26 protein-coding genes are annotated in these 25476 nt (G+C 42.8%); 7 read left to right on the plus strand and 19 right to left on the minus strand.

From position 1 onward, the window contains the following. Positions 1 to 594: 594 nt before the first annotated feature. Entirely contained in the window at positions 595 to 900 is a 306-nt protein-coding gene (locus AC58QM_RS04045; protein WP_497281616.1) for a hypothetical protein, read from the plus strand. Positions 901 to 1023: 123 nt separating this feature from the next. Here the strand turns inward: AC58QM_RS04045 and AC58QM_RS04050 are convergent, their stop codons facing one another. The 6 genes from AC58QM_RS04050 to AC58QM_RS04075 all read right to left on the minus strand — a co-directional run bounded on the left by AC58QM_RS04050 (position 1024) and on the right by AC58QM_RS04075 (position 5351). Further along, a complete protein-coding gene (locus AC58QM_RS04050) occupies positions 1024 to 1584 on the minus strand; it encodes a DNA-3-methyladenine glycosylase I (protein ID WP_497281617.1) in 561 nt (186 codons plus the stop codon). A 93-nt stretch (positions 1585 to 1677) separates the two neighbouring features. After that, positions 1678 to 2466, minus strand: a complete 789-nt coding sequence (locus AC58QM_RS04055; RefSeq protein ID WP_497281619.1) for a TatD family hydrolase — start codon at positions 2464 to 2466, stop codon at positions 1678 to 1680. Further along, positions 2453 to 3229 carry an ABC transporter ATP-binding protein gene (locus AC58QM_RS04060; RefSeq protein WP_497281621.1) on the minus strand — a complete coding sequence of 259 codons (777 nt, stop codon included), beginning with the start codon at positions 3227 to 3229 and terminating at the stop codon, positions 2453 to 2455. Before AC58QM_RS04060 ends, AC58QM_RS04055 begins: the two co-directional genes overlap by 14 nt. Positions 3230 to 3248: 19 nt before the next feature. Continuing rightward, on the minus strand, positions 3249 to 4016 hold the full coding sequence (locus AC58QM_RS04065; protein ID WP_497281623.1) for an ABC transporter permease: 768 nt from the start codon (positions 4014 to 4016) through the stop codon (positions 3249 to 3251). Beyond that, entirely contained in the window at positions 4016 to 4306 is a 291-nt protein-coding gene (locus tag AC58QM_RS04070; protein ID WP_497281625.1) for a thiamine-binding protein, read from the minus strand. The genes AC58QM_RS04065 and AC58QM_RS04070 overlap by 1 nt, the downstream gene beginning before the upstream one ends. Before the next feature lie 28 nt (positions 4307 to 4334). Beyond that, a complete protein-coding gene (locus AC58QM_RS04075) occupies positions 4335 to 5351 on the minus strand; it encodes an ABC transporter substrate-binding protein (RefSeq protein ID WP_497281627.1) in 1017 nt (338 codons plus the stop codon). Positions 5352 to 5829: 478 nt separating this feature from the next. Between AC58QM_RS04075 and AC58QM_RS04080 the strand changes: the two genes are divergently transcribed. The 3 genes from AC58QM_RS04080 to AC58QM_RS04090 are packed head-to-tail and all read left to right on the plus strand — an operon-like array spanning position 5830 to position 9473. Further along, positions 5830 to 7302 (plus strand): spore germination protein, encoded by a 1473-nt coding sequence (locus tag AC58QM_RS04080; protein ID WP_497282745.1) that lies wholly within the window; start codon positions 5830 to 5832, stop codon positions 7300 to 7302. A gap of 24 nt (positions 7303 to 7326) precedes the next feature. Beyond that, positions 7327 to 8385: a Ger(x)C family spore germination protein gene (locus AC58QM_RS04085; RefSeq protein WP_497281629.1), complete on the plus strand. Its 1059-nt coding sequence runs from the start codon at positions 7327 to 7329 to the stop codon at positions 8383 to 8385. After that, the gene (locus AC58QM_RS04090) at positions 8385 to 9473 is read left to right on the plus strand and encodes a GerAB/ArcD/ProY family transporter (RefSeq protein WP_497281631.1); all 1089 of its coding nucleotides are present in this window, start codon (positions 8385 to 8387) and stop codon (positions 9471 to 9473) included. Before AC58QM_RS04085 ends, AC58QM_RS04090 begins: the two co-directional genes overlap by 1 nt. A 68-nt stretch (positions 9474 to 9541) precedes the next feature. Here the strand turns inward: AC58QM_RS04090 and AC58QM_RS04095 are convergent, their stop codons facing one another. The 4 genes from AC58QM_RS04095 to AC58QM_RS04110 all read right to left on the minus strand — a co-directional run bounded on the left by AC58QM_RS04095 (position 9542) and on the right by AC58QM_RS04110 (position 14165). Then, the gene (locus AC58QM_RS04095; RefSeq protein ID WP_497281633.1) at positions 9542 to 10393 is read right to left on the minus strand and encodes a patatin-like phospholipase family protein; all 852 of its coding nucleotides are present in this window, start codon (positions 10391 to 10393) and stop codon (positions 9542 to 9544) included. Between the two features lie 283 nt (positions 10394 to 10676). Next, the gene (locus AC58QM_RS04100; RefSeq protein ID WP_497281635.1) at positions 10677 to 12242 is read right to left on the minus strand and encodes a DUF3369 domain-containing protein; all 1566 of its coding nucleotides are present in this window, start codon (positions 12240 to 12242) and stop codon (positions 10677 to 10679) included. Beyond that, complete coding sequence (locus AC58QM_RS04105) at positions 12239 to 13774, minus strand: sensor histidine kinase (protein WP_497281636.1); 1536 nt, start codon at positions 13772 to 13774, stop codon at positions 12239 to 12241. Before AC58QM_RS04105 ends, AC58QM_RS04100 begins: the two co-directional genes overlap by 4 nt. A 10-nt stretch (positions 13775 to 13784) precedes the next feature. Then, positions 13785 to 14165 (minus strand): hypothetical protein, encoded by a 381-nt coding sequence (locus AC58QM_RS04110; RefSeq protein ID WP_497281638.1) that lies wholly within the window; start codon positions 14163 to 14165, stop codon positions 13785 to 13787. Between the two features lie 323 nt (positions 14166 to 14488). Between AC58QM_RS04110 and AC58QM_RS04115 the strand changes: the two genes are divergently transcribed. Both AC58QM_RS04115 and udk read left to right on the plus strand, forming a co-directional pair. Then, positions 14489 to 14806, plus strand: coding sequence for a hypothetical protein (locus AC58QM_RS04115; protein WP_310224049.1), 318 nt, complete (start codon positions 14489 to 14491; stop codon positions 14804 to 14806). A gap of 112 nt (positions 14807 to 14918) precedes the next feature. Beyond that, positions 14919 to 15554 carry a uridine kinase gene (gene udk, locus AC58QM_RS04120; RefSeq protein WP_497281640.1) on the plus strand — a complete coding sequence of 212 codons (636 nt, stop codon included), beginning with the start codon at positions 14919 to 14921 and terminating at the stop codon, positions 15552 to 15554. Positions 15555 to 15605: 51 nt separating this feature from the next. Here udk and AC58QM_RS04125 read toward each other — a convergent pair whose 3' ends face one another. Next, positions 15606 to 16763 (minus strand): MFS transporter, encoded by a 1158-nt coding sequence (locus tag AC58QM_RS04125; protein WP_497281642.1) that lies wholly within the window; start codon positions 16761 to 16763, stop codon positions 15606 to 15608. Next, entirely contained in the window at positions 16753 to 17295 is a 543-nt protein-coding gene (locus tag AC58QM_RS04130) for a hypothetical protein (RefSeq protein ID WP_497281644.1), read from the minus strand. The genes AC58QM_RS04125 and AC58QM_RS04130 overlap by 11 nt, the downstream gene beginning before the upstream one ends. Positions 17296 to 17463: 168 nt before the next feature. Between AC58QM_RS04130 and AC58QM_RS04135 the strand changes: the two genes are divergently transcribed. Further along, the gene (locus AC58QM_RS04135) at positions 17464 to 18579 is read left to right on the plus strand and encodes an aminopeptidase (protein ID WP_497281646.1); all 1116 of its coding nucleotides are present in this window, start codon (positions 17464 to 17466) and stop codon (positions 18577 to 18579) included. A 74-nt stretch (positions 18580 to 18653) separates the two neighbouring features. Here AC58QM_RS04135 and AC58QM_RS04140 read toward each other — a convergent pair whose 3' ends face one another. The 7 genes from AC58QM_RS04140 to AC58QM_RS04170 all read right to left on the minus strand — a co-directional run bounded on the left by AC58QM_RS04140 (position 18654) and on the right by AC58QM_RS04170 (position 25357). Beyond that, on the minus strand, positions 18654 to 20135 hold the full coding sequence (locus AC58QM_RS04140) for a L,D-transpeptidase family protein (RefSeq protein ID WP_497281648.1): 1482 nt from the start codon (positions 20133 to 20135) through the stop codon (positions 18654 to 18656). Positions 20136 to 20342: 207 nt separating this feature from the next. Further along, positions 20343 to 20672, minus strand: coding sequence for a cytochrome o ubiquinol oxidase subunit IV (gene cyoD, locus AC58QM_RS04145; protein ID WP_497281650.1), 330 nt, complete (start codon positions 20670 to 20672; stop codon positions 20343 to 20345). Next, the gene (gene cyoC / locus AC58QM_RS04150; RefSeq protein WP_497281652.1) at positions 20673 to 21287 is read right to left on the minus strand and encodes a cytochrome o ubiquinol oxidase subunit III; all 615 of its coding nucleotides are present in this window, start codon (positions 21285 to 21287) and stop codon (positions 20673 to 20675) included. Further along, positions 21287 to 23251: a cbb3-type cytochrome c oxidase subunit I gene (locus AC58QM_RS04155; protein WP_497281653.1), complete on the minus strand. Its 1965-nt coding sequence runs from the start codon at positions 23249 to 23251 to the stop codon at positions 21287 to 21289. Before AC58QM_RS04155 ends, cyoC begins: the two co-directional genes overlap by 1 nt. Before the next feature lie 40 nt (positions 23252 to 23291). Next, positions 23292 to 24272, minus strand: coding sequence for a ubiquinol oxidase subunit II (gene cyoA / locus AC58QM_RS04160; protein ID WP_497281655.1), 981 nt, complete (start codon positions 24270 to 24272; stop codon positions 23292 to 23294). 231 nt (positions 24273 to 24503) lie between these two features. After that, a complete protein-coding gene (locus AC58QM_RS04165; protein ID WP_497281657.1) occupies positions 24504 to 24764 on the minus strand; it encodes a hypothetical protein in 261 nt (86 codons plus the stop codon). Between the two features lie 284 nt (positions 24765 to 25048). Then, a complete protein-coding gene (locus tag AC58QM_RS04170; RefSeq protein WP_497281658.1) occupies positions 25049 to 25357 on the minus strand; it encodes a DUF4870 domain-containing protein in 309 nt (102 codons plus the stop codon). Positions 25358 to 25476 lie beyond the last annotated feature (119 nt).

Below are 25476 nucleotides of genomic sequence, written 5' to 3' on the forward strand. Positions count from 1 at the left end.
TTTTAAGACGTTCTTCTTCTTTTAACCTTTTTCCCATGCCGAATCATCTCCCTTATCCCTATTTTAATAAAATGGGTAGGAAGACTCCAGTTTAGTTAGGGGGCCTAGGAGCTTTCGCATCAATTCCTCTCTGGAGGCATGGATAGCGCTTTGAAAGATGTACTTTTGCAGGTTTTTCAGAATTTGTCCAACAGGTTGGCGACGGATGGGAGTGTTGGTCCTGATCGGGTCTGTTCCGGTCTGTTCCGTCTTTCCTTTTCTGTTCCGATCCCTCTGCCCTCTCAGTTCCGATCCTTCCCTTTCTGCCCCGCTTTGTTCATATCTGTTCCGGTCTGGTCTGGTCTGGTCTGGTCTGGTCTGTTCCTGTCTCCCCTGCCTATTCTCATCTGCCCCCGTACGTTCCGTTCTCCCCCGCTCTCCCCTGTCTGATCCTCTCTCCCTCATTCTGCCCCCCTGTCTGCCCCTTTTTCCCAACCAACCTACGAATCTATGAAAGTATTACCTTTTTTCAAAGTTTCCTCTTCCATTACGAACACTTGTTTGCTATAATGAAAACAAGAACAAATGTTCCAATTAGATGAGGAGGTTGTTAACATGATGAACCCCAGTCACAATTTCCGTTTTATCGAGAGAGATTATTGGTACCACAAGGCATTGTGTGACACTGACCATCTGCTTCCCGAACAGATCGATGCCTTACTTGACGATGCTCACTCTTATTATGCCGACTACACGTTCAAGTTTTATGACGATGGGTCGGTGACAATCATAGATAACGACACGAACAACCGCATTAAACCGAAAGAACTTACTGGCGCTGTCTATGATTTCTACATCCGCAAGCGGATTTATATGATCAAAGCCAACTTAATAGAGAAACAACTCCAACATGCCAATTGAAGCACAATAAGGCCATCTGATTCGGACGATTCGTCCTTCAGATGGCCTTATGTTTACCTACATTCTATTTCTGTTTGAGTATATTACTCGCATTACTCACTCGCTTTTCGTCTCACCAACAAGCTACTCGCTACGATAACAGAAACAAGTTTGCGTGTGATCATTTACCATACCCACAGCCTGCATATAGGCATAACAGATCGTTGAACCCACGAACTTAAATCCGCGCTTCTTTAAATCCTTACTCATACGATCAGAGATGTCCGTTTTGGCGGGTAATTGACGACTGTCTTCCCATTTATTCTGAATCGGTTCTCCACCTACGAAGCTCCAGATGTACGAGTCAAACGTACCGAACTCTTGTTGTACTTTGAGAAACGCTTTTGCGTTCTGAACAACGGAAGCAACTTTCAAGCGATTGCGCACAATACCAGGATTTTGGAGTAAATCCTGCAACTTCGCATCATCGTAGTTGACAATGACATGTGGATCAAAGCCATCGAACGCTTGTCGGTAGTTGTCCCGCTTCTTCAAAATCGTATACCAGCTTAAGCCAGCTTGTGCGCCTTCCAAATTTAACATCTCAAACAAGACGCGATCATCATGGACGGGAACTCCCCATTCATGGTCATGGTAATCTTGATATAAAGGGTCTTCGTTGACCCAACCGCATCGGTTTGTCATGTTATTCTCTCACCTCATCCGAATATCGAACATGTGTTCTATTTTATTATAAAGCGAAGGCGAACACTTGTCCAGTTGGATTTAGTGAAGACCTCATGACAACTGATAAAAACGATGCGTGTTCTCGCTTAAAATTGCCGCCGTTTCTGACACCGATTTCCCTTTTAACTCTGCAATCTGCTCAATTACGGCATGAATCATGCGCGGATGCGTTTCTTCACCTGCAAATGGCCCCTCAAACGGCCAAGGCCCGTCTGTTTCAACCATCATGAGCTCCAATGGATACTGCCGAACAAGTGAGCGAATTTCTTCCTCATAATGCACATCTGGCGTAATCGAAATGAAATAACCAGCATCAATCATACGAGCTATCGTTACTTCTGATCCTTTGAACCAGTGAAAATGTGCTCTCTTGAGCTCATATTTTGCAAGTAAGTCACATACAATCTCGGCATCTTCATACACAGCATGGAGCACGACTGGCTTGTTCCACTCGGCAGCAAGACGCAAGAAACGATCTAGCAGCAGGATGTAAGGTGCTAAGTCAAACGTGAGACCCGCCATTTCGACTTCTTGACGCGTGTAATAAGGCAGCCCCACTTCGCCAACCGCGATCATGTCATTTCTGTGCTCACGCATCCAGTCGAGTAATGTCTCCAACTGGGTTTCCGTGGGTAGTTCCTGCTCGGGATGAAATCCATAAGCCGCAAACACGCGATCTGGCGCAAGTATCTGTAATTGCTTCGTAGCTTGGCAGGATGCCAAATGTCTGGATACTGCTATCAAAGCTTGAACCTGTGAAGCATCCAGATCCGCAATGATCGCCTTGGCCGATGCTTCCGAATACATATCTAGATGAATATGTGCATCAATGACCCGCATAACTTGTTTTCTCCCGTCGCAAGAGTCCTTGAATATGTTGTCTTAAGGCTAAGAATGCAGGATCCTGTTGCACGTCTTCCCGTCTTGGTCGTGCAAATGGAACCTTTACCTCTTCCAAAATCACAGCCGGTTTATTCGAAAACACATAGATCCGATCAGATAGAAAGAGCGCTTCCTCGATACTATGGGTGACAAATAAAATGGAGCGTTTATTTTGCTCCCATATATTGATCAACCATGCCTGCATATCGAGCCGTGTTAAGGCATCTAACGAGCCAAAAGGCTCATCTAGGCACATGAGTTCTCGAGGACTTAACAACGCCCGCAAAAAGGAAACTCGCTGCTGCATTCCGCCTGAGAGCACATGAGGGAGCTCACGTTCATAACCGCCTAAGCCAACTTTGGGCAGCCATTCTCTTGCTTTGACGATCGCTGAGCTTCGTGACGCTCCTGCTACTTCATTCCCAAGCGCCACATTTTCCTCAATGGAGCGCCAAGGAAATAGCGATGGTTGCTGCGGCATGTAGGAAATCAAACCTTTTTTGCCTGTCACGTTCTCACCATCCAACCACACATCCCCAGATGTCGGCTGAACGAGTCCGCCAATGATATGGAATAAGGTACTCTTACCGCTGCCAGAGGGTCCTATAATGGAAACAAACTCGCCTTGATCGACATGCAGATCAATATCTGCGAGTACGGAAACGTTGCTTTTTTTGCTTCTGAACGCATGGTGAATCCCAGTAAGCTTCAATTTACTCATTGTTGCTGTCCCCCCTTTCCTATGAAGATCGTTTGACATTCCAACGAATAACGAGCTTTTCAAGCCCTGCAATCAGCCAGAAGAAGAGTAAACTCAGGATTACGATAATCCCGATGGCAACAAATTCGCGATCTGCACGAAAAGCTGATTTTTGCAAGATCATATAATAGCCCAGTCCTACATTTCCGCCTAACCATTCCGCGATAACAGCCCCCATGACACTGTAAGTGGCAGATATTTTGAGCCCAGTGAATAGAAATGGCAGTGCATGAGGTAGCTCTAATTTATAGAAAATTTGGCGTTTCGAAGCACCGATCATTTGCATGTAATTGTGCATGCTGCGATCTGTTTGCATAAAGCCATCTAACGTAGACATGGTTACAGGAAAGAAACAAACAAGTGAAATTAAAATAAGTTTAGGTAAAAGGCCAAAACCAAATAAAATAATTAATAACGGTCCCAATGCAATGACTGGGATGTTTTGAGTTAAAATGAGCAGCGGATAAAAACCCGCTTTAACGAATGGCAGCCTATGTAAGACGCTGGCAACCAACACACCACCAAGGGCTCCTACACTAAAGCCGATGCACATCAAACGCACGGTAGCCCACATATGCATCCACACGCGAGGCATATCTGTGGTACCGTCTCGCCATATCTTGAGCGGACTCGGAAGCAACCAGTCTGCCGTGCCTGCCCATGTGACGGCAAGCTGCCAAATAAACAACAGAAGGATGACTACCACAAGTGGCGGCCATCCTGCTTTGATCCAGCGATGGATGTTCATTATCTGTATTTCTCCGTAAGTTTGTCCATCGAGGCTCCGGACGGATTGAAGTAAATTTTCACTTGAGATATTACATTCGGACTGCCCATATCAATCATGGCCGTGTTCATATCTTGAATAATCAGCATAAGTTGATCTAATTCACCTTCCATCGTCGTTTCCAATGGAGATACAAAATATTTAACACCTGACTTAGCGATGACTTCGATCGCACGGTCAACGTAAGGAATGACGTTTTCGCCATTCACGGTTTTGGGAATGATTTGAATACTAACAAGTGCATTAGCCATGGGAATTCTCCTCTTTTCGGACTTCAGATTATTTCTTACTCTCAGGTAAAAATGAATTCGTAAATGCCGCATCCACATCTAGCTTTTTCTCTAAAAGCTTGTGGTCGAGCATCCATGTTGCGTAATTTTCCCAAACGGATTTTTTTTGTTCACCCCAACGAGCAGCATCGTCCTGATAGCGTGGGCTTAACCATTTTTGACTGGCAACAACGAGCTTCGCATCTAAATCAGGAACAGCTTTTATCAAAATATTAGCCGCATCTTCCGGTTTCGATATCGCGAATTGATAACCTTTGGACGCTGCAGCCACGAAAGCTTTCACGATGTCCGGCTTCGATGAGATCATCTTCTCATTTGTCGCCAAAACCGGTGTATAATAATCCAGTTTATCCGAATATTTGTTTAAATAAATCATGTTGAGCGGCTCACCGCGTAGTTCTGCATCTACACCCGTCCAAGCGTAATAAATCCAAGCAAAATCGATATCACGTTTGACCGCTGTAAAATAATCCGCATCACCAATATTGAGCATTTTTACTTTTGACGGATCTGCTTTTTCCGCTTGCATTAATGAATCAATCATCGCACTTTCCGCTGGAGCTCCCCATCCGCCGTAAGATTTGTTTTCAAAATCTTTTGGAGTTTTGATATTCTTCGCAACAGGTGAAGCAAAGCCAGATGTATTATGTTGAATAACTGCAGCAATCGAGACTAACGGCACACTTTGAATACGCCCTTGTGTAATACTTTCTTGATAACTCACACCAAACTCTGCCGCCCCAGATGCGATCATCGTATCCGCTCCGCCTTCGCCAGGTGCAATAATCTGAACATTCAAGCCCTCTTGCTCAAAAAAACCTTGATCCTTCGCAACATACAAGCCTGTATGGTTGGTGTTCGGTGTCCAATCCAGGACAACTTTCACATCGGTTAGCTTTTTGCCTCCAGCTGTTGGTTGAGCTGATTGGCCAGTGTCATTGCCACAGCCTGCCATGAAGACGGTGAAACTCACGAGTACTAGTGGTGCTATTTTGTTCCATTTCATGTTCTTCTTTCCCCTCTCAGTATCTCTTGTTGCATAAGGAAAAGCCCCCGACATCCGGGAGCGCCATGTGTAGAAAATGTTAGTCCCAACGATAGAAGCGTTGGATGTGCATTTATATTGAAATCTCTACGCTGGCACTACCCTAGCAGTCCATAGATATAAAAAAGCCGCTAAAGACCAAAAGTCTCTCGCGGCGTATACGTTGACATTAGCACACTTATAGTGGTGTACAATCATTCTCTGCACTAGCATTATCTAGATCAGATCGAACGGTCAGCGGTATATCCCGCACTCTCAGCCTGACTACTCAAGCTCCCGGAAGGTTGCTATTCAATTTACATTAATATACCCCTACTGAACTAATTATGCAAGTAATCTATACCAATCAATAACTTCAGCTCTTTCTTGGTCTGGGTATACTTTCCATCTGCCGTTGCATAATAAGGGTGAAGAATTATAGGGTAAGGAGTGACTCCAAATTCAACAAAACTTATACACATCTTTGAAAGATACGATTAAATCCCATGATTTGGTACAATCTGTCCATATCATTCAAGATAAACGAATTCATTTTACATATTGCAATGCCATTGTAGACCCGAAACTGCTCCAACATGAAATACTACATCGTCTACAAACCTCAAAAATGGAGATCACGAACCTTCTTGTCTTGCAACAGATGATTCCACTTGAAAAGATCAGCATGTCGTCCAATGTAGAAGAAATTTCACGAAGTTTGATGAAAGGCTATATCTATGTTCAGTTGGAATCTAATTTAAATGAAGGGCTTTTAGTCAACGTTGCGGATCTCCAACTGGGGTACAGAAGCAATAATGAAGCAGACAATGAGTATAGCGTAATTGGGCCAAAAGTTGGCTTTGTAGAAGATATCGATACGAATCTTAATTTGCTCCGCAAAGAAATTATTTCGGACAAGCTACGATTCGAAGAACATATAATTGGAACTCTTTCACAGACAAGAGTCATGATTGTATATCTGGATGGTATTTGCAATCCGCAGCATGTTAATACGATTAGACAAAGACTCTTAGATCTAAATTTCGACGTTATCTTTGATAGTTCCATCCTTGACCAAGTCATCGCAGATAACGCCAACTCACCTTTCCCGTTATTCATGTCTTCTGAGCGTGTAGACAGAACGAAATTTAACCTTTTAAATGGCCAAGTGGCGCTATTAAGCAATGGTTCTCCTTACGTCATTTCAGGACCAACCACCGTGTTTGATTTTTTCATTTCACCAGAAGATTATTACTTACCTTGGGTGTTAGGCTCATTTTTTCGGTGTATACGCTATTTCGGCATTGCCTTTTCCATACTTGCTTCTCCCATCTATGTTGCGGTGCTAACCTTTCATTATTCCGTTATCCCGCAATCACTTCTAGCACCGATTATTGAATCAAGAGCGAACGTCCCTTTTGCACCTATCTTTGAAGTATTGCTGTTGGAATTAACTGTCGAGTTGTTACGTGAAGCTGGCGCTAGGTTGCCTACTAAAGTAGGACAAACCCTGGGGATAGTAGGTGGTATCGTACTCGGCGAAGCAGCTGTTCAAGCCGCGCTGACAAGCAATATTTTAATTATCATTGTTTCTCTTTCTGCACTTTCCTCTTTTGCTACACCTATCTTTAAAATGGCTAACACCATTCGCTTCTTGCGGTTTCCATTTATGTGCTTAGCTGCAGCTTGGGGTGGTCTAGGTGTTGTCATTGGGTTAGTTATTCTATTAGGTCATTTGTTGCGATTAAAGTCTTTAGGTACGCCTTACATTTCTCCTATGTTCCCATTTCGTTTTCGTGAATTCAGAGATAGTTTTATTCGCTCCTCCCTTAACCTTACCTATAATCGACCAAGGTACTTACGCCCACTCTCGCTTCAAAGGTATAAGGTAAACAAAAAGAACGATGTTAGTGACGATTATAATAACGAATAAATTATAGTAAGGGAAATTGAGTCCATGTACAGATATCTTTTCCTCATTTTTTGCTTCCTGTTATCCGGATGCGCGAAAGAACAAATTGTAGATCGAATTAAACTCATGCAAAGTATTGGCTTTGACTTGCAAGGGGATACATTTAAAGCTAGCGGTACTTATTATGCGTATAACAAACAAGTTGGATTATCTCTGATAAATGGAGAAGCAAAAACGTTTAATGAAGTACTTACCCTTTTTACAGCACAATCGGATCATCCTATCGCAATCGGTCAATTACAAACACTTATTCTAAGTGAAAAAATGGCACGAAGAGGTATTTCCAATTTGGCTGCCACCATCATTCGAGATCCTCTTATGAGTAATAACTCAAGAATTGTTTTAACTAACGAACTTGCAAGTGATATCTTAAACGAAACTTTAAAATATCCACCAAGTTATTTATCTGATCTGATTAAACAAAATATGGAGAGTGGGAATACCCCTAACACAAATGGCCACTTGTTTCTCGATCAATACTTTGGAGAAGGACAAGATGTCTTTTTGCCAATATTGTTTCGAAACCCCAAAGGTATTCTACAAATGGATGGTATCGGTGTATTTCAAAACGATAAGTTAAAGCTTATGCTTCCAGCTAAAGAAGGATTGTTGATTAAACTGCTAAAAGACGATAAAACCAATGCTATGACCAGCACATACAACTTTACTGATGATGACAACAAACGAATTTCATTTAAAATTGTGAATTCAAAACGAAACATGCATGTGACAGATGATACCGTCATGATTTCACTTAAACTAAATATCGAGCTTCGGGATTACCCAGTTACTTCCAATGTCTCCACAAATAAAGAGGATATGATGCGTTTGAAGAATCAATACGAACATCAATTAACAACCGATATTAAACTTATGTTGGAAAATTTCCAAAAAAATGCGGTAGATCCGATTGGATTTGGACATCTTACTGAAATTCGCCAACGCCATTGGTCTGAGTCAGATTTCAATAATCGCCAATATACCAAATTGAAATTTGATGTACATACAGAAATTAACATATTACTTTTGGGAGTTGGGCATTAGTGGAAAAACTGGTGAAGGAAAATTACATGATTTCCGGATTCTTTGTTTTTTTTCTTATCTATAGCTCCTTAGTGGGGATTGGTGCTTTAAGTTTTCAAAATATCATTTTTGAATTTGCTGAGAACGATGCTTGGATTTCGGTTCTGCTTATGGGAGTAAGCCTACACGTCATCATCTGGATGATATTTAAAATGCTTGGGAATCCAGCCAAGGATGTGATTGACCTACATCGGATCTTACTTGGTAAATACGTAGGAAATACCTTTTCTTTCATCATGGTTGGTTACTATTTCATCACGGCCCTAACCTTATTTCGCAGTTACATCGAGATCATTCAAGTTTGGATGTTCCCTACACTTCAAACTTGGATATTAGCCTTCTTACTCATCAGTATCATCTTCTATGTCGTTTCTGGTGGATTTCGTGTGTTAGTTGGCTACAGTTTTTTCGGAGTTATTATATCTACGGTATTACCTCTGTTCATGTATTTCAATTTCAAATATGGACATCTCGATAATCTCATGCCAATCTTTAATCACTCCATATCCGAATTTCTTTCTTCATTTAGATACGCGGGCATCATGTTTATGGGATTTGAAACGCTGTTGATCTACTTTCCATTTATAAAATCACCCGAAAAGAATCGGAAGTGGGCACAATTGGCTATATTCGCGACTACTTGCAAATACACGATATTATCGATTGTAACGCTCATGTATTATAGTCAGGGGCTATTAAAACACACCTACTGGCCTACTTTAGTGATGATAAAAGTGATTGAATTTTCTCTTATAGCCAGAGTCGAATTCATCTTCATAAGTGTTTGGCTTTTAATTATCATCCCTACACTTTGTTTGTCGATTTGGAGTTGTACCCGAATAATGAAAAGAGTCACCCATCTTAAACCGACTTATTCACTCTTTCTGATTCTGATCATACTCTTTATAGCCTCTCTGCCGATTAATGATCGCGTGAAGATCAACTGGTTAGGCATGCATGTTGCTGAAATTGGTTTTTACTTTATTTACGCTTACATCCCTTTACTCTTTATTCTTTATCTGTTTCGGCACAAAACCATACACAATTAAAACACAAAACCACTTTCTATGTTTAGAAAGTGGTTTCTTTTATTATGGTTTAACTTGCCTGTACGAAGCTATTGAAGTAACCATTCTTTTAATTGCGATCCTAACCTCTTCGCATCTTCATAGCCAAGATCATGTAGTTTCTCTAACTTGCGCGGATCTTTCTCCATCCGTCCCACTTCCACTTTGGTTGAAGGTCGGATAATGATCGCACTTCCATCTGCTTGCATGCGTTCAAGCGTCTCGAGCGTGTTATTGTAAATCTCGCTGCGATTCACAAGCACATTTACTAAGCCGTTATATTTCGGATAAAAGCTCTTCGCTAACCAGCGCTGTTTGAACGGCCGCTTCCGGTAGCCAAGCTCCTTCGTTAATATAATAACGTGTTTTCGATTACCGTCAGCCACTGACTTCTGAACCGGGATCGGGTCAACCAATCCGCCATCAAATAAGGTTCTGCCTTCAAAATGAATCGGAGTAGCCACAAATGGCAACGAACTAGAAGCTTGAACGATAGGCATCGTTTGCTGCTGTAGTTCATGTTTTGTGAAATAAATGGGCTCCCCTGTATGTGCATCTGTTGTACCAATGGCAAATTGCTGCGAGGAGGCATAGAACGTGTCATAATCAAATGGTTCTAGCCGGTTCGGCAGCTCATTAAAAATAAAATCCATACCAAATATGCTTTTACTGCGCAATAAGTTACGATAGCTTAGATAACGGTGATCCGCGACATAGCCAATCGTCACTTTTTTATTCCGCCCAGGTTGTTTAGAAATATAGGAAACGGCATTGCATGCCCCTGCTGAAACGCCCACCACATAGGGGAAATATAAATTTTGCTCCATAAAGTATTCCAAGACTCCCGCGGTGTATACGCCTCGCATACCTCCGCCTTCCAGTACGAGTCCAATCCCTTCCATGGTGACACCTTCTTTCTGTCTGTCTAAAGCCCCTTTCTAGCATACAGGAATTGTAAATCAAAAGAAACGGCCTTCTTTCTTCGAAAATGAGACAAAGACGAAGATTTCCTTCTACTTTCTAAGACAAATTAGGGGAAATCACAGTTCATCCGTATTTTTGCCGAAATTTAACGTGTACGTCAACTTTTCTGTCTGTAATTTTCGAATAGGTTCCTATTATGACCAAAAACCCCTGTTCATAAAGAACAAGGGTTTAGTATCAGAAAAGAATTGTTTAAGGCTATTAACGATTTTCTTTATACATGTCTTTGATGACGAGAAATTCATCCAGGTTGCTTAGAAAGAGGTCGACAATCGCTGGGTCAAAATGTTTTCCTCGTTCTAACTTCAATAATTCCAATACACGATCTAATTCCCAAGCTTTCTTATATACACGATCGCTGCACAAGGCATCAAAAACATCAGCTAGCGCTGTAATGCGACCATATAGGTGGATGTTTTCCCCACTCAATCCCTGTGGATAACCAGTACCGTCATATCGTTCATGATGCTGATGGGCAATAATCGCCGCGGCATGCAGCACCTTCTTATTCGAATGCTTGAGCATTTCATAGCCTAAACGAGAATGAGTTTTCATGATTTCAAATTCTTCCGTCGATAAGGAGCCCGGTTTATTAAGAATGGCATCCGGTATTCCCACTTTACCCACGTCATGCATCGGTGTGGCTAATCGAATGATTTCAGCCTCTTGCTCCGACAAGCCATATTTCAATGCTAGTAGGCGGGAATATTCAGCTACTCGTTTCACATGATGACCCGTTTCCTGCGAACGCGTTTCCGTAATTTCCCCCATTGTATAAATGATTTCTTGTTGCGTGCTCTCTAGCTCATTATTGAGATAAATATTCTCGAAGGCAACTGATACATTGGCACAATAAATATCAACGAGGTACTGCTCCCATTCACTAAGAGCATTGAAGCCATTCATATAAATGACGTTTTCCATCCCCATTTTGCTTTGGAAATAGATGACGAAACGATCCGCAGCAAAGCTGCTTTTGCGCGTTTGAAAGGCCATCTCAATTTCCTCAAGAACCTCCACAGGAACCACATCTCGTGCTCTAGCATCTTGATTCGTGGCGTAATCCCCGCTGGCTGCAAGAATATAGATATCCTCAACACCTTTAGTCACAGCAAAGCTGCAATGAATGGCGTTCTTATGTAAATTCACGATGGAAGTCATTTGCGTGAGGACGCCTGAAGCAAATTTTTTCATGGATTGTAACTCAAATAAAGTAGCCGATGACTTAATGATTTCTTCTAAACCGATTCTGCTTTTCTCAATCGTTTTGATATCCCGGAATGAGCGAAGCGCCGTAACTACCGTGGTAAACAACTTCTGCGACGTTAGCTCTGTCTTTTCTTTATAATCATTAATGTCATAATCCATAATGACCGTTCGTTCCGGCGCTTGGCCTGGTTGTCCAGTCCGCAAAATAATGCGTACAGCTTGATTATTTAATTCCTCACGAATAAATTTCACAATCTGCAAGCCAGCGTCCTCGTGTTCCATGACAACATCAAGTAACACAAGTGCTGTCTGCGGCTGCTCTCTTAGTAGCTGTTTGGCTTCCAAGGCAGAGAATGCGCTGTGAAACGCCAACTTCCTGCCAGCAAATTCAAAATCATGCAAGACCATTTTGGTTACTTGATGTATCTGTTTTTCATCATCCACAATAAGAACAATCCACGGGTCTTGTTCAACAGTCCTTAGATTCGCTATTTCACTGTCTTCCTCTTCAGCAAAAAGAAGCTCATCCTGATCGACAGACTCCAGTTCCTTGGTCATAGCTCCGCTTCCTCCTCTTTAGGGATTGTAATTGTAAATAAGCTGCCTCGCCCCCGTACACTTGAACAATGTATCGTGCCATTTAAGGATTCTTTTACGAGATTATAAACGATATTCATGCCTAAGCCTGTCCCGCCTTGTCCGCGGCTCGTTGTGAAAAACGGATCAAAAATATGAGACAGCACGTCTTCCGTCATCCCTTTACCATCGTCAGAATAGGCAAGCAGAATATGCTCGGAATATTCAAAAACATGCATACATATGTTACCTTCATCGTCAGCATCATAAGCATGATTCATCGAATTCATAACTAAATTCGTAATGATTTGGGAGAGTGCACCAGGGTATGTGTACAACTGAAGTTGATCATCGCAGATGACATTCAAGAAAATATGTGTTTTCTTAAGCGCAGGCTTCAAGCTTGCACTTATTCCCTCCATATATTCTTTGACAAGGAAGGTTCGCTTCATTTCCACGCTCTGATCCACAGAAATTTGTTTGAAGCTTTTCACTAACGAAGAAGCTCGCTCCAAATTGGACTGTACCATGACATTCGTCTCATGTGCTATGGCGAGATATTGCTCTAAATCAGATTTCTTCATCTTCCCAGACTCATATAACAATTGAAACTGTTTCGTCTTCTGATCCAAGTAACTGATTGCGGTTACACCAATTCCGATAGGTGTGTTAATTTCATGCGATACACCGGCAACTAAGCCGCCTAGTGCCCCCATTTTTTCTGAATGAACGAGTTGATCTTGCGTGACCTGCAACGTATTCAATGCCTGCTGCAGCTCCTGATACCGTTCATCCAAATCACCGACCATATCATTAAAGGCTTCTGATACCTCGGCTATTTCCGGGGATGCCTTGAAATGCAATTTAGGCAGTTCTCCACCCTGTTTAACAATTAATGCTGCCTCACGTAAGAGGCTTAGTGGACGTATCACAATGACACGTAGAATGAGCCACAATAACACGGAGAGAATAATAGCAATACTAAGTCCAACGATCAGGATAAGCTTAGTTCTTTGTTTGAGCAGCTGCTCTTCTTCCGATGAATCGAAAATAACTTCAACTGCACCAACGACAGCACCATCCTCTTGCAAGGGTGCCGTTAAGCGAACGATTGGTTTTTCATTCTCTGCGATAGGAATACGGTCTACAATCGTTTGGTCTTGCTTCGGAATCACGATCTTCGTCTCATTCAGAATCGTTCCTATTTCCTTCCGTTCCGAAGCGGCAAGAATTTTCCCTTGCTTGTCATAAAGCTTCATATCCAGAACCCGATTATTCTTATACTGAATGTAGTCGAAGATTTGCTGAATATCCGTAATGGATCGCGACTCTTCATACCTTCCATTAATCGCAATCGTCATACCGCTAATTTGACTGACATAGGCTTCTCGAATCGATTGATTTAAACTGATCGTGTCAAACACCATCATCGTCGAAATCATACCAGCCGTCACAGCTGTGACGAGAAAAACAATACGTTTCTGTAAGCTAAGCTTCTTTGAGCGAGAAAACATCCACTCACACCTACTTCACATCAAACGTAATTGTTTTACTTACGTCGTATGGCGTATGGTCGTTATTATGTAAGGAGACCTTCACTTCATGAGGCCCTTTGGGTAAATGATCCAATACCTTTTGATTCGTTGTAACAACAATCTTCTCGCCTTTATCTAACGATATATGAACATGACCTTCACCTTGCACACGTTGTTGATCATAATGTTCCTTCGATAACTTCAGATCGGTTGTAAGATCCAAGGTCACGGTATCGTCTTTAACCACGTAAGCAACCTCTAGCGTAGGTGTAAAGGTAGTTGTGGTAGACGTAGTCGTTTTAGCTGTACTACAACCGGAAATAACGATTGTTAATGCTGTTAACAAATAAAAACTCTTGAATCTATTCATTTGTCATCCCCCGTGAAGATGTTTTTATTGTCTAAACATGCCAAAAAACTATCTTCTCTAGCTTAAGAATAATCAGTAAATTTGTCCACTTTTATTTTGGAAACATGTGTAAGATAGCGTTATATTTCTTGAATAGTCCATTTATTCAAAATTGTCTGACAATTAATGTCGAATCTTCTTGGTAACGCTCACATTTTGCGCTTACCCAGGAAATAATTTCATTTCCCGAATCCGAATTATTTCCCCAGTTTTGGTGCAATGTAGTAAAGTCGCTTTTCACAGCTTCTCCCTTATCTTTTTGACCCTTAAGGAGGTCCTCCCCCATGACAGGAACCAATCAACATCAACAACCGGTTCAGCATGCCATTGACGCAGCTGATCATGCTATCCTGCAAGCACAAGATGCCCAGCATAAGCTGCAGGTCGCTATAACGGAAGCCAATCCTAATGCGATCCAATCCGCACAAGCCGCACTTGTACAAGCCGATCAGCAGGTTAGACAAGCCCAACAACAATTAGCTGAGTTTGCCAATGATCAGTTCGGGCAGCAAATTAAGCAAACCTTTGAACAATTGAACCAAGCCGCCCAAGATATCGGGGCCAATCAAGAGAAGTTTCATACACCTAAGCAGGTTCGATAACCGCTTCATCCCTCCTAAAGTGATCGATATTCGATCGCTTTTTCTTTTTATGTGCACATTATGTTAAACTACGTAGGAAGGTTTTCAAGTTATTTGGGGAGGCACTACTTACATGCTCGTGATTGGAATTGCCGGAGGTACCGGCTCAGGTAAAACAACAGTAGCGAAATCGATTATGACAAAACTCGGATCCGCGAATGTGACATTAATATCACAAGATAATTATTATCTTCATCATAGCGGCATTACTTTTGAAGAGCGGGAACGCATTAATTACGATCATCCTCGTGCATTTGAAAATAATTTGCTTCTTCAGCATCTGACACAGTTAAGAAATGGGCAGGCTGTCGACATTCCTGTCTACGATTTTTCACAACATGCTCGCTCGGAAGAAACGATCCATATTGAAGTTAAGCCGATTGTGTTGATCGAAGGCATTCACGTTCTAACCGATGAAGAGCTGCGCAGCGCATTGAATATTAAGGTCTTCGTAGATACAGATCCCGACGTTCGCATCCTTCGTCGATTGTCTCGTGATATTAACGAACGCGGCCGTTCTTTACAATCCGTTTTCGACCAATATTTGACGACAGTTAAACCCATGCATGATGCGTTTATAGAGCCTTCGAAGAAATATGCGGACATCATCATACCGGAAGGCGGAGAAAATCAAATTGGCATCTCTTTGCTAACCATTTTGACAGAACGCTATATGACCGATCAAGCCGCTAATTACGAAATTGGCTAGCTTCTCAAATGACAAAGAGCCACCTTCCTAGCTAAGGAAAGTGGCTTTTTCTCATTCTGTCCGTGCTCTGAAAATGAAACCGGAGATACCGAACAGCAAGTAGACAAGCGCAAGAAAGTAAAAAATACTGGCAACGTTCAGATAGTGCAACGCCATTCCGCCAACTAAAGGACCGATGATGCTTCCTACGCTGTATTGAATCGACGCAATGATATTGGCCGTTGGCAGTAAATGCCGTGGCAAAATATCGGCCGCGTAGGCAAGACCAAGGGAGAAAAACGACCCCACCATGCCGCCTGCTACACCTAAACATATCCCAAGTCCCCAAAGGTTTGTCCCCACGAAGGGCACGAAAGCGAACGCCAAAGCCCCTACGATGGCTGTACCCATTAGAATGGGCTTTCGCCCCACACGATCGCTCCATATCCCAAGAGGCAGTTGCATAATGAGTCCACCAATTCCCGTGACAGGGAGTAAGAGCCCAATCGTAGTCTCCGATATCCCGATTCGCAGACCGTAGAGAGGAAAGTTGCTATTCATTGCGGCTTCCATATAGCCAAAGAGCAAAGAGGTTACAAGTGGAAACCATGCTAATGAAATGACGGTCGTTGCTCGTTTATGGGCGGCTTCTGCACGTTCTGACCGTTCAGGCTTTTCGTTCTTTAGCCTAGTTAGCAAGATTAAGATCAAAAGAAAGAAGCAGCTTGTCACTAGGAAAGGCATCCAAATACCTGCTTTTAATAAAGTGATACCTAAAGGCCCTATACTAAAGCCTACCCCATATGCCATGCCATACAAGGAGATATTGCGTCCTCTCTTCTCTTTCGGACTAGAGGCAACAATCCAGAGCTGTGTGGCAAAATGTAAGGCGCTATCGCCAATTCCTACAAGCAGCCGCAGGACGAACCAAAAACCAACCTGCTGCCATACAGGAAACAAACAATTCGCGATGATGATTAAGCTCATGCCGATCATAATGACCGGTTTATAACCAAACCGTCGTACCGGCTTCTCGATGAAGAACATCGTCGCAAAGATACCTATATATAAAGCCGCAGCATTTAAACCATTCGTATCTGTTGAAACACCAGCTCGATCAAGTAAAATCGTGAGAAGTGGCAGGAGCATCCCTTGGCTCATTCCCGCCACAATAATCACCATTATTAATGTCGTTAATTGATAATTAGACTTCCAAAATTTAAGAACCATTCCCAAAATCCACCGTTTCCCATCTCTCGGCATAGTCATGTAGCTTGCCATGAAGGGGCACACGGAACTGCGTAAATATGACGAGTCTTGCTTTTTTAATCCACTCTTTGAAGGATGGGTAGGTAACGAAAAGATTCGCATAGCGATCGCTCATACAAATAAAGTGGGGACCAGGCGATTTCTCAGTCAGAAAACTTAACGACGTATCCAGCGGCGTGTACTTCTTGCGTTTGCCTTCCCATTTATCCAATTCAATCTGCAGGGTGGAATCTACATCCTCTAACAATTGCTCCAAATGTTTCACACGGGCATAATACGGCATTTCTGTCCGAATCTCCATCCTACGCAGGGTTTCCTCATGTTGTGGATAAAAGATTGCACGTACGAATTTTCTTTCTTCTGCCCAGGCGATACAGGCGCTGATCTCGTGCGCTGTCCAGTCTTCGAATGTTTCAAATACGAGGACGGTACCCTTCTGGGATTCAGCTGGGGGTTCGTACCCAAAGGGTACTTTGATTTGATCTCGTGCCATAGCTACCTCCTCTAGTTGTCCTTACATCTTGATGACTCTTTCAATTTCCAAGCTCCTATACGTAGTATACCCCTTCCAACTCCTTGAAGCCATGACCCGATTGGATTACGCCAACGTGTTGCGTTATAATTTATAAGTACATATTTTTAATTAAGGGAGACCTACCGTATGAGAGATCCGAGACTTCAAATTTTTGCCCGAAACATTATTCGGTATTCCGTGAGCCTGCAGCCCGGTGAGAACATATTGATTGAAATGATTGGTGTAAAAGATCCTGAGCTTGCGAAATGTTTGATCGAGGAAGTTTATGCTGCTGGAGGTAATCCATTCATCGAATTACGTGATCCAGCGATTACTCGTAGCCTGCAAATGAAAGGAACACAAGCCCAATTCAGCGCATGGTCGGATATTGAGCTTGCTCGCATGAAACAAATGGATGCTTATGTGGCTGTTCGCAGCGGCGATAACATTACAGAATCCTCGGATGTGCCTGATGAACAAATGAAGCTGTTCCTGAAGTACTTCCAACGTCCAATCTTCGATGAGCGGATAAATAACACCAAATGGGTCGTTATGCGCTACCCGAATCCGTCCATGGCTCAACTAGCGGGTAAAAGCACAGAAGCCTTTGAAGATTTCTACTTTAACGTTTGCAACCTCGATTACAGCAAAATGGCGAAGGCCATGGAATCACTTGTTGATCTGATGAACCGAACCGATCGTGTGCGTTTGGTCGCTAAGAACACGGATCTCAGCTTCTCGATAAAAGATATCGGTGCTGTACCTTGCTCCGGGCGTCGTAATATTCCAGATGGCGAAGTTTACACCGCCCCTGTGAAAGATTCCGTGAACGGTGTTATTAGTTACAACACACCAACGATTTATTCCGGAACTTCTTTTGAGAACATTGTGCTGACTTTCGAGAATGGCCGCATCATCAATGCAACAAGTAATGATACGAAGAAGTTGAATGAGATCCTGGATACAGATGACGGCGCTCGCTACATTGGCGAATTCGCGATTGGTGTGAACCCTTACATCCAACATCCAATGAAAGATATCTTATTTGATGAGAAAATTGACGGAAGTATCCACTTTACGCCAGGTCAAGCTTATGAAACGGCAGACAATACGAACCGTTCTTCCGTTCACTGGGACATGGTCTTAATTCAACGTCCTGAGTACGGCGGCGGCGAAATTTATTTCGATGATGTGCTTATTCGTAAAGACGGTCGATTCGTTATTCCAGAGTTAGAAAAACTAAACCCAGAAAATTTAATGTAGTTAATCACCTACAGCATGTTAAAAAAGCAGTTGAGTCTTCCGAGCGTGTTCTCTCGGTAAGCTTCAACTGCTTTTTATCCTAACCAGTGGAAAATAACGCCCGCCGCAGATTCGGTATGAGCAGGAACCTGTAACGGAATAAGAAGCGAGGTTTGTTTCACCAAACCAAGCAGTTTTGGCGTATTCCCATTGGATTGTATGCGCACCTCGGCCCCTTTGGGGACGAATGGAAATACCTGCTGGATGTCCTCATTCGTCAAACGAATACAACCTAACGATTTATTTCCTCCGATCGAACTTTCATCGTACGTGCCATGTAAAGCGATTGCGCCTAGTCCTAAGCCCGCTTCACCGTAGCTTTGACTTGTCTTCCCTTGAGGCTGCTTCACGCGGTCTACGACCCGAAATTCGCCTTCTGGCGTGCTTCCGTTGGCACCAAGCCCAATTTCTTTATCCCAGAGTAGATAAGGGCCGCTTACGAGCTTCAGATGATACTCGTCTTTATCTATTTCCAGATGGACAGGATCGTAGGGAACGCCTGCACCGCTTGCTGCATTCGCATAAAACATATGCGCAATGTCTGCTGACTTAGGGTCATACACCCATCCCCCTTCGCCATCGTAGATAGTTTTGACTTCATTAGATCCAGAAACCGCTTCGATGGGGATAAAGCTCAAATAATTATGGGGATAGGCCTGCAAGAGTTCATCTATATGAGCGGGAGTTTGTCCGATATCCTTACGATACGATTCCAAAGCTGTTCGAACTAAATTAGCACCAAACGCGCTAAGCGGTTGGTGCTCTTCAAATTCAGGGTTCAGAAACCGGATGTGAACCATGGCATCTGCGTCTGGCCGATAAGTGGCAAGGACACTCGCACGCTTCGTATCCTCCTCATTGGTCAGCAGCATGGTTTTCCCTTGATCCCTGTTATCTGCTGTGACTATGCCATAAATCAGTATCGCAGATTTCGGTATTTCTTTTGCTAAAACCAAGGCTTGATCATGAAGCCTATTCTCGATTTCAGCATGTGATGCTTCTGGCGAGAGATACAGGATAAACGGCTTGTCCACTGTTTCATAGGTCACCTGCGTGCCTACTCCCCATACCTTCATTTTGCTTATCGTTCTAGAAATCGTCTGATTACCCGCAAAGAACGTTACCAAGATTACATTGAGAATCAGAAGGACCAGCAACAGCATTTTCATAAAAGGGGGTAATAAGGGCTTGGGCTTCACGGGCACCGTCATCTCTAGATTCGCAAGGTGAGCCGCTTGCTGCTCATCTAAAAGATGAATCGCGCGATTCGCCGCCGAATAGAATGGCGAGGGATACGTTTTAAGCACTTCCGTATAATGAAACCTTGCTCTCTTCCAATTCCCTCTCTCACGAAACTTCTGCCCGAGATTGAAATGCGACTCTGGTGAATTCGCATCCAAATAACGAATAACCTTCTCATGGTACTGCGGATCAGCATGACTAATGAACAAATTCTTGTGCAAATGAACGAGGTGATCATCGAGTTGATTACGGAAACGTTGGTTTCGTCGGATCATTTGGCTCCTCTCCGTTCATAAATTTAGCTTGGCTTTCATGATGACTGATACATTTAGTATCTCTGATACATAATGTATCATGAAATAGATTAAAAAGACAACCCTTTTACTCGCTGAGGGCTCTCCATGAGTTAAGAACGAAAAAAGACGCCCTCAGCCTCTTTACAGATGGCTGAGAACGTCTAATGCTTCATGCTATTAACTAATTTAATGCGCGACTGTATTATAGGTCATGATCCAGATGGAACCGGCAACGATGGTTACTAGAATAACTAGACCAAATAGCAGCGCCATGATGTTCCACCGTGCATTCTCGCCTTCTTTGACATGCATGAAGAAGAACAATTGTACAGCAAATTGCAAAACGGCCATGACTAAAATTAAAACTAATGTACCTGTTTTCCCAAGCATATGGTTCATGACAACAACAAGTGGAATGATGGTCAAAATGATCGATAGCGCAAACCCGATGATATACGATTTCAATGATCCATGCGACTCGTGATTGTTATGAGATTGTGTATGTGGTTGGCTCACTTACATCACCCCCATGAGATAGACGACCGTAAAGACGAAGATCCAAACGACGTCCAGAAAATGCCAATACAAGGAAATGATCTCTACTTTACGTTTCGTAACTGTTGTGATCCCGCGGCGTTTCAATTGAAAAATTAGACCAATCATCCAAAGTAAACCAACGGAAACGTGCAGACCGTGCGTACCTACTAATGTAAAGAAGGCAGACAGGAAAGCACTCGTGGAGATTGTTGCGCCCTCATGATTAACCATAGTAATGAATTCTGAGAGCTCTAATCCAACGAATGATGCTCCTAATATTACGGTCACAATCAACCAGCCTATTAGTTGCTTCAGATTTCCTTTGTGCATCCCCAATACAGCTAAGCCGCTTGTAAAGCTACTTGTCAGCAAGATGAAGGTTTCCGCGATGATTCCCGGCATCTTGAATAATTCTTCTGGGGTTGGTCCGCCATTCGTATTTTGGTGAAGGACGATATAGGTCGCAAATAGCGAGCCGAATAAAATAACGTCTGTGATTAGAAATATCCAAAAACCAAACGTTTTGAGCGATTCATGTTCTTGCTCATGATCGTGTCCATGGTCGTGTGCACCATGTGCAGCTGTGTGTGCCATTACACCTTCACTCCTTTCCAAGCGGCATCTTCCGTCTTCTTCACTTCATCCGCTGGAATATAGTAATCCGTATCATAGCTGAAGGAACGAGCAATCATACAGATGGCAACACCAATTAATGATGGAATGGTTAGCCACATCCAATCCCAGACGAATCCGAAGCCCGCAAAAAACCATAACAACGATATAATAAACGGAATTGCTGAGTTTTTAGGCATATGAATCGGTTCATACGTAGTTGGTCTCGGTTGTTTCTTCCCTTGCTTCGCTTCCCACCAAGCGTCAGCCACTTCTGCTTTAGGCAGCACTGCAAAGTTGTACAGTGGTGCTGGTGAAGGAATGGACCATTCCAGTGTACGTGCATCCCACGGATCGCCCGTAACATCTTGTTCTCTGAACTTAATGGAGTGAGCGATTTGCCATACTTGGAATATGAAACCAAGACCCATTAAGAAACCGCCGACAGTTGAAACCATGTTAAGCGGGCCCCAGCCCATATCCCAGCTATACGTGTAGGTACGACGCGTCATTCCGTCTAAACCCAGGAAGTATTGCGGCATGAAACAAACATAGAAACCGATGTTCCACACCCAGAACGCCCATTTACCCAAATGCTCATTCAGCTTGAATCCGAACATTTTTGGCCACCAGTAATAAAGTCCTGCGAAATATCCAAATGCTACCCCACCAATTAATACTTGATGGAAATGCGCGATCAAGAAATAGCTATTGTGGAATTGAAAATCAGCAGGAGCAACAGATAACAAGACCCCTGTCATTCCCCCAACAACAAAGCATGGAATAAAGGCAATCGTCCATAGCATCGGTGTTGTAAAGCGAATTTTTCCTCGGAACATCGTGAAGAGCCAGTTAAATACTTTTGCCCCCGTTGGAATTGCAATGAGCATCGTACTTATTGCGAAGAAAGCATTCACGTCCGCGCCGGATCCCATCGTGAAGAAATGATGCGCCCAGGTAAAGAAGGACAGCAAGCTGATGATTAACATCGCAAATACCATCGATTTATAACCGAATAGCTTCTTCCTCGAGAAAGTCGATACGATTTCTGAGAAAATCCCGAAAGCTGGAATCACCACAATATAAACCTCAGGGTGCCCCCACATCCAAATTAAGTTGATATACATCATCGGATTTCCGCCGCCGTCCAAGGTGAAGAAATGAGCACCGAAGAAGCGGTCTAAGAATAGTAACGCAAGTGTCACTGTTAAGATTGGAAAAGCAAAGATAATCATAATACAGCTTGAAAATACGGACCACGTAAACATTGGCATTTTCATCAATTTCATACCTGGTGTACGCATTTTCAAAATGGTCACAATGAAGTTAATCCCTGTTGCCAAACTCCCGATACCTGAAATTTGAATGCCCCAAATGTAGAAGTTCTGGCCCACTCCTGGGCTATGTGACAATTCGGAAAGTGGCGGATAGCTGAGCCAACCTGCATCTGGTGAACCACCGATAACGAATGAAACGTTGAAAAGCATGGCACCCCAGAAGAACATCCAGAAACTCAGTGAGTTCAAGAATGGGTATGCGACATCGCGCGCTCCAATTTGCAGAGGAACAACAATGTTGAATAAACCAAACATAAGCGGCATCGCCATGAATAAAATCATGATTACACCATGCGTTGTGAAAATTTGATTATAGTGATCTGGTTGTAAGAACTGGCTATCCGGAATCGCTAGCTGCAACCTCATTAGAAGTGCATCTACACCACCGCGGAATAGCATTAATAACGAACAGATAATATACATGATCCCGATTCGCTTATGGTCAACGCTTGTCAACCATTCACGCCACAGCCAACCCCATTTTCGGAAAAAGGTGAGTACGAATACCATGGCTACTAACGAGAGCCCGATACTAACCTGAGCTCCCAGAATCATTGGATCGCCCGTTACGAAAAACTCGGATGCAAAATCTTTTATTTTATCCAGCATGAGCAGATCTCCCTTTCATGAAACTTTGATCTATATCCAACTATTTCGACATATTCATCTGACTATGATCCATTTGTGTATGATCCATAGAGCTTTCTTTTTTCGTATCCTTTGAGTCTTTCGTGTCTTTCATGTCATGACCGCCAGCACCGTGACCATTGTGAACGGACTGACCATTCGTATATTTGTTTACGATTTGTTCAAAAAGCCCCTCAGGAACCGATGAGAAATACTTCACGCCAGATTTACCCGGCATTGCTAGCTCCTCATAACCTTCTTTGGTTAATTTCGTAGGCACTTTCTTCGTCTTTTCAATAAAGGAATCAAAATCTTCTTTCGACGTTGCATTCACATCGAATGTCATATCAGCGAAGTGCTCTCCACTGAAATTCGCTCCTGTACCGAAATAATGTCCGATCTCATCTGCTTGTAGGTAGAGTGTCATCGCCATACCTGACATGGTGTAAATTTGCCCACCTAACTGTGGAATCCAGAAGGAGTTCATTGGTGCATCAGATGTAAGCTCAAACTTAATCGGTGTATCTTCAGGAATTTGCAAGTAATTCACCGTGGCAATTCCTTGCTCTGGATAGGTAAACAGCCACTTCCAATCAAGTGATGTCACTTGAATCGTTATTGGTTCTTTATCCGACTTCAATGGCTTTGAAGGCTCTAACGCATATGTGTACTTCAACGTTACAACAGCCAATGTGACAATAATGATGATCGGCACAGTCCACCATACAATTTCGAGTGACGTGCTGTGAGACCAATTGGGTTTATACGATGCCTTATTACTTTTGCTATCGCGATATCGCCATACAATCCATGCTGTTAGTGCAAGAACTGGAACGAGGATTACCCCGCATAAAATGGTTGCAATCACAATCAAATCTCTTTGCTCAGCACCTACGGGTCCTTTAGGATCCAACACCATAGCTTGGCTGCAGCCAGAAAGTACTACGATGATGGCGACCATCATGAAGAGCATCCCTGCTTGTACAAGCTTTCTCTTCTTCATCCACTTTAACCTCCCAATCAACAAATCCTACCTGTAATCAACATATCATCTTGTTCATCAAAGTTCACCATCACAAAGTCAACTTAACAAATACGTCAACGGTTCGACGTAGTAATGTAAAACAAATGTCACAGAACGTTTGTTGACTCTGCTGGAAAAATATGAACAGCAAAAAGCCTTCCAAGTTTTAGACTTGAAAGGCTTGCCTAGTATTCCACCGAACCCTCGTTCTCATTCACCTTTGGCAACATTACGAGAATGAACCAAATGAATCGCTGTACGAATCACATAAATGTGGACACTACCTACCATGAACCCAATGCCAACCATTAATGTCGTGTTGGTATCACTGAAGCTCTCTAAACTAACCAAGCTAAGAACCAAACCTATAGCAAGCAACGCCCACGCAGCAAACGTCATTAATTTCACTAATGGCATTACATCTCGTTCAACACGTTCAACTGATTTCACGGAAACGGCTCTATTTGACATTGTCATCACAACTCCTGACTTAAATGTAAGTGCTTCATAAATAGTATAACACAAAAAATTAATTTTGTTCATATTTTATTCACACGATGATCAAAATTTGGACAAAATTTCACCAACAATGAATGCTGCTCGATTTAACAAGGCGATCGATAGGACATTTCAATCCCCTTTCACTCTTATCATTCCATATTAGTGGCTTTCGCATGCAAATTTCTTAAAAAATGAAAAAGAGCTGACCATCGTAGATTATCTACGGATAGTCAGCCCTTACTATTATGTATGCTCTACTTCAGAAGTGTATAGCTGCCGATAATGGGAAGTGGCTTGACTTGACCTTGCGCTGCCGCGACAATACCCAGAATAGCCAAAACGACCAAAGCCAAGTTCGCAATCGGCTGTAGGATCCAACCAATAAACGGAATAATGCCTAGTACAACATTCACAATGACCCATGCTAGGAACAAAGTAAGACCTTGATTAGCATGGTACCACGCGTACTTCGATTCTTTCGCTGCGATTAACGGGATGAAAAACAAAATGTACGCAAGAATAGCCATTCCCTTGTTACTTTGAATATCTGTGGAATCGTACATGGACAGCACCTCATCTTCTCAGAGTTTACTCTTCCATTATATTCAGAAACCAGCAGCTATTCGCTCGCCGCGTGGACAAAACTCAAATTATTTTCGTCGCACGATTTTGCACGAATTGC

Source organism: Paenibacillus sp. J22P165 (assembly GCF_059692015.1).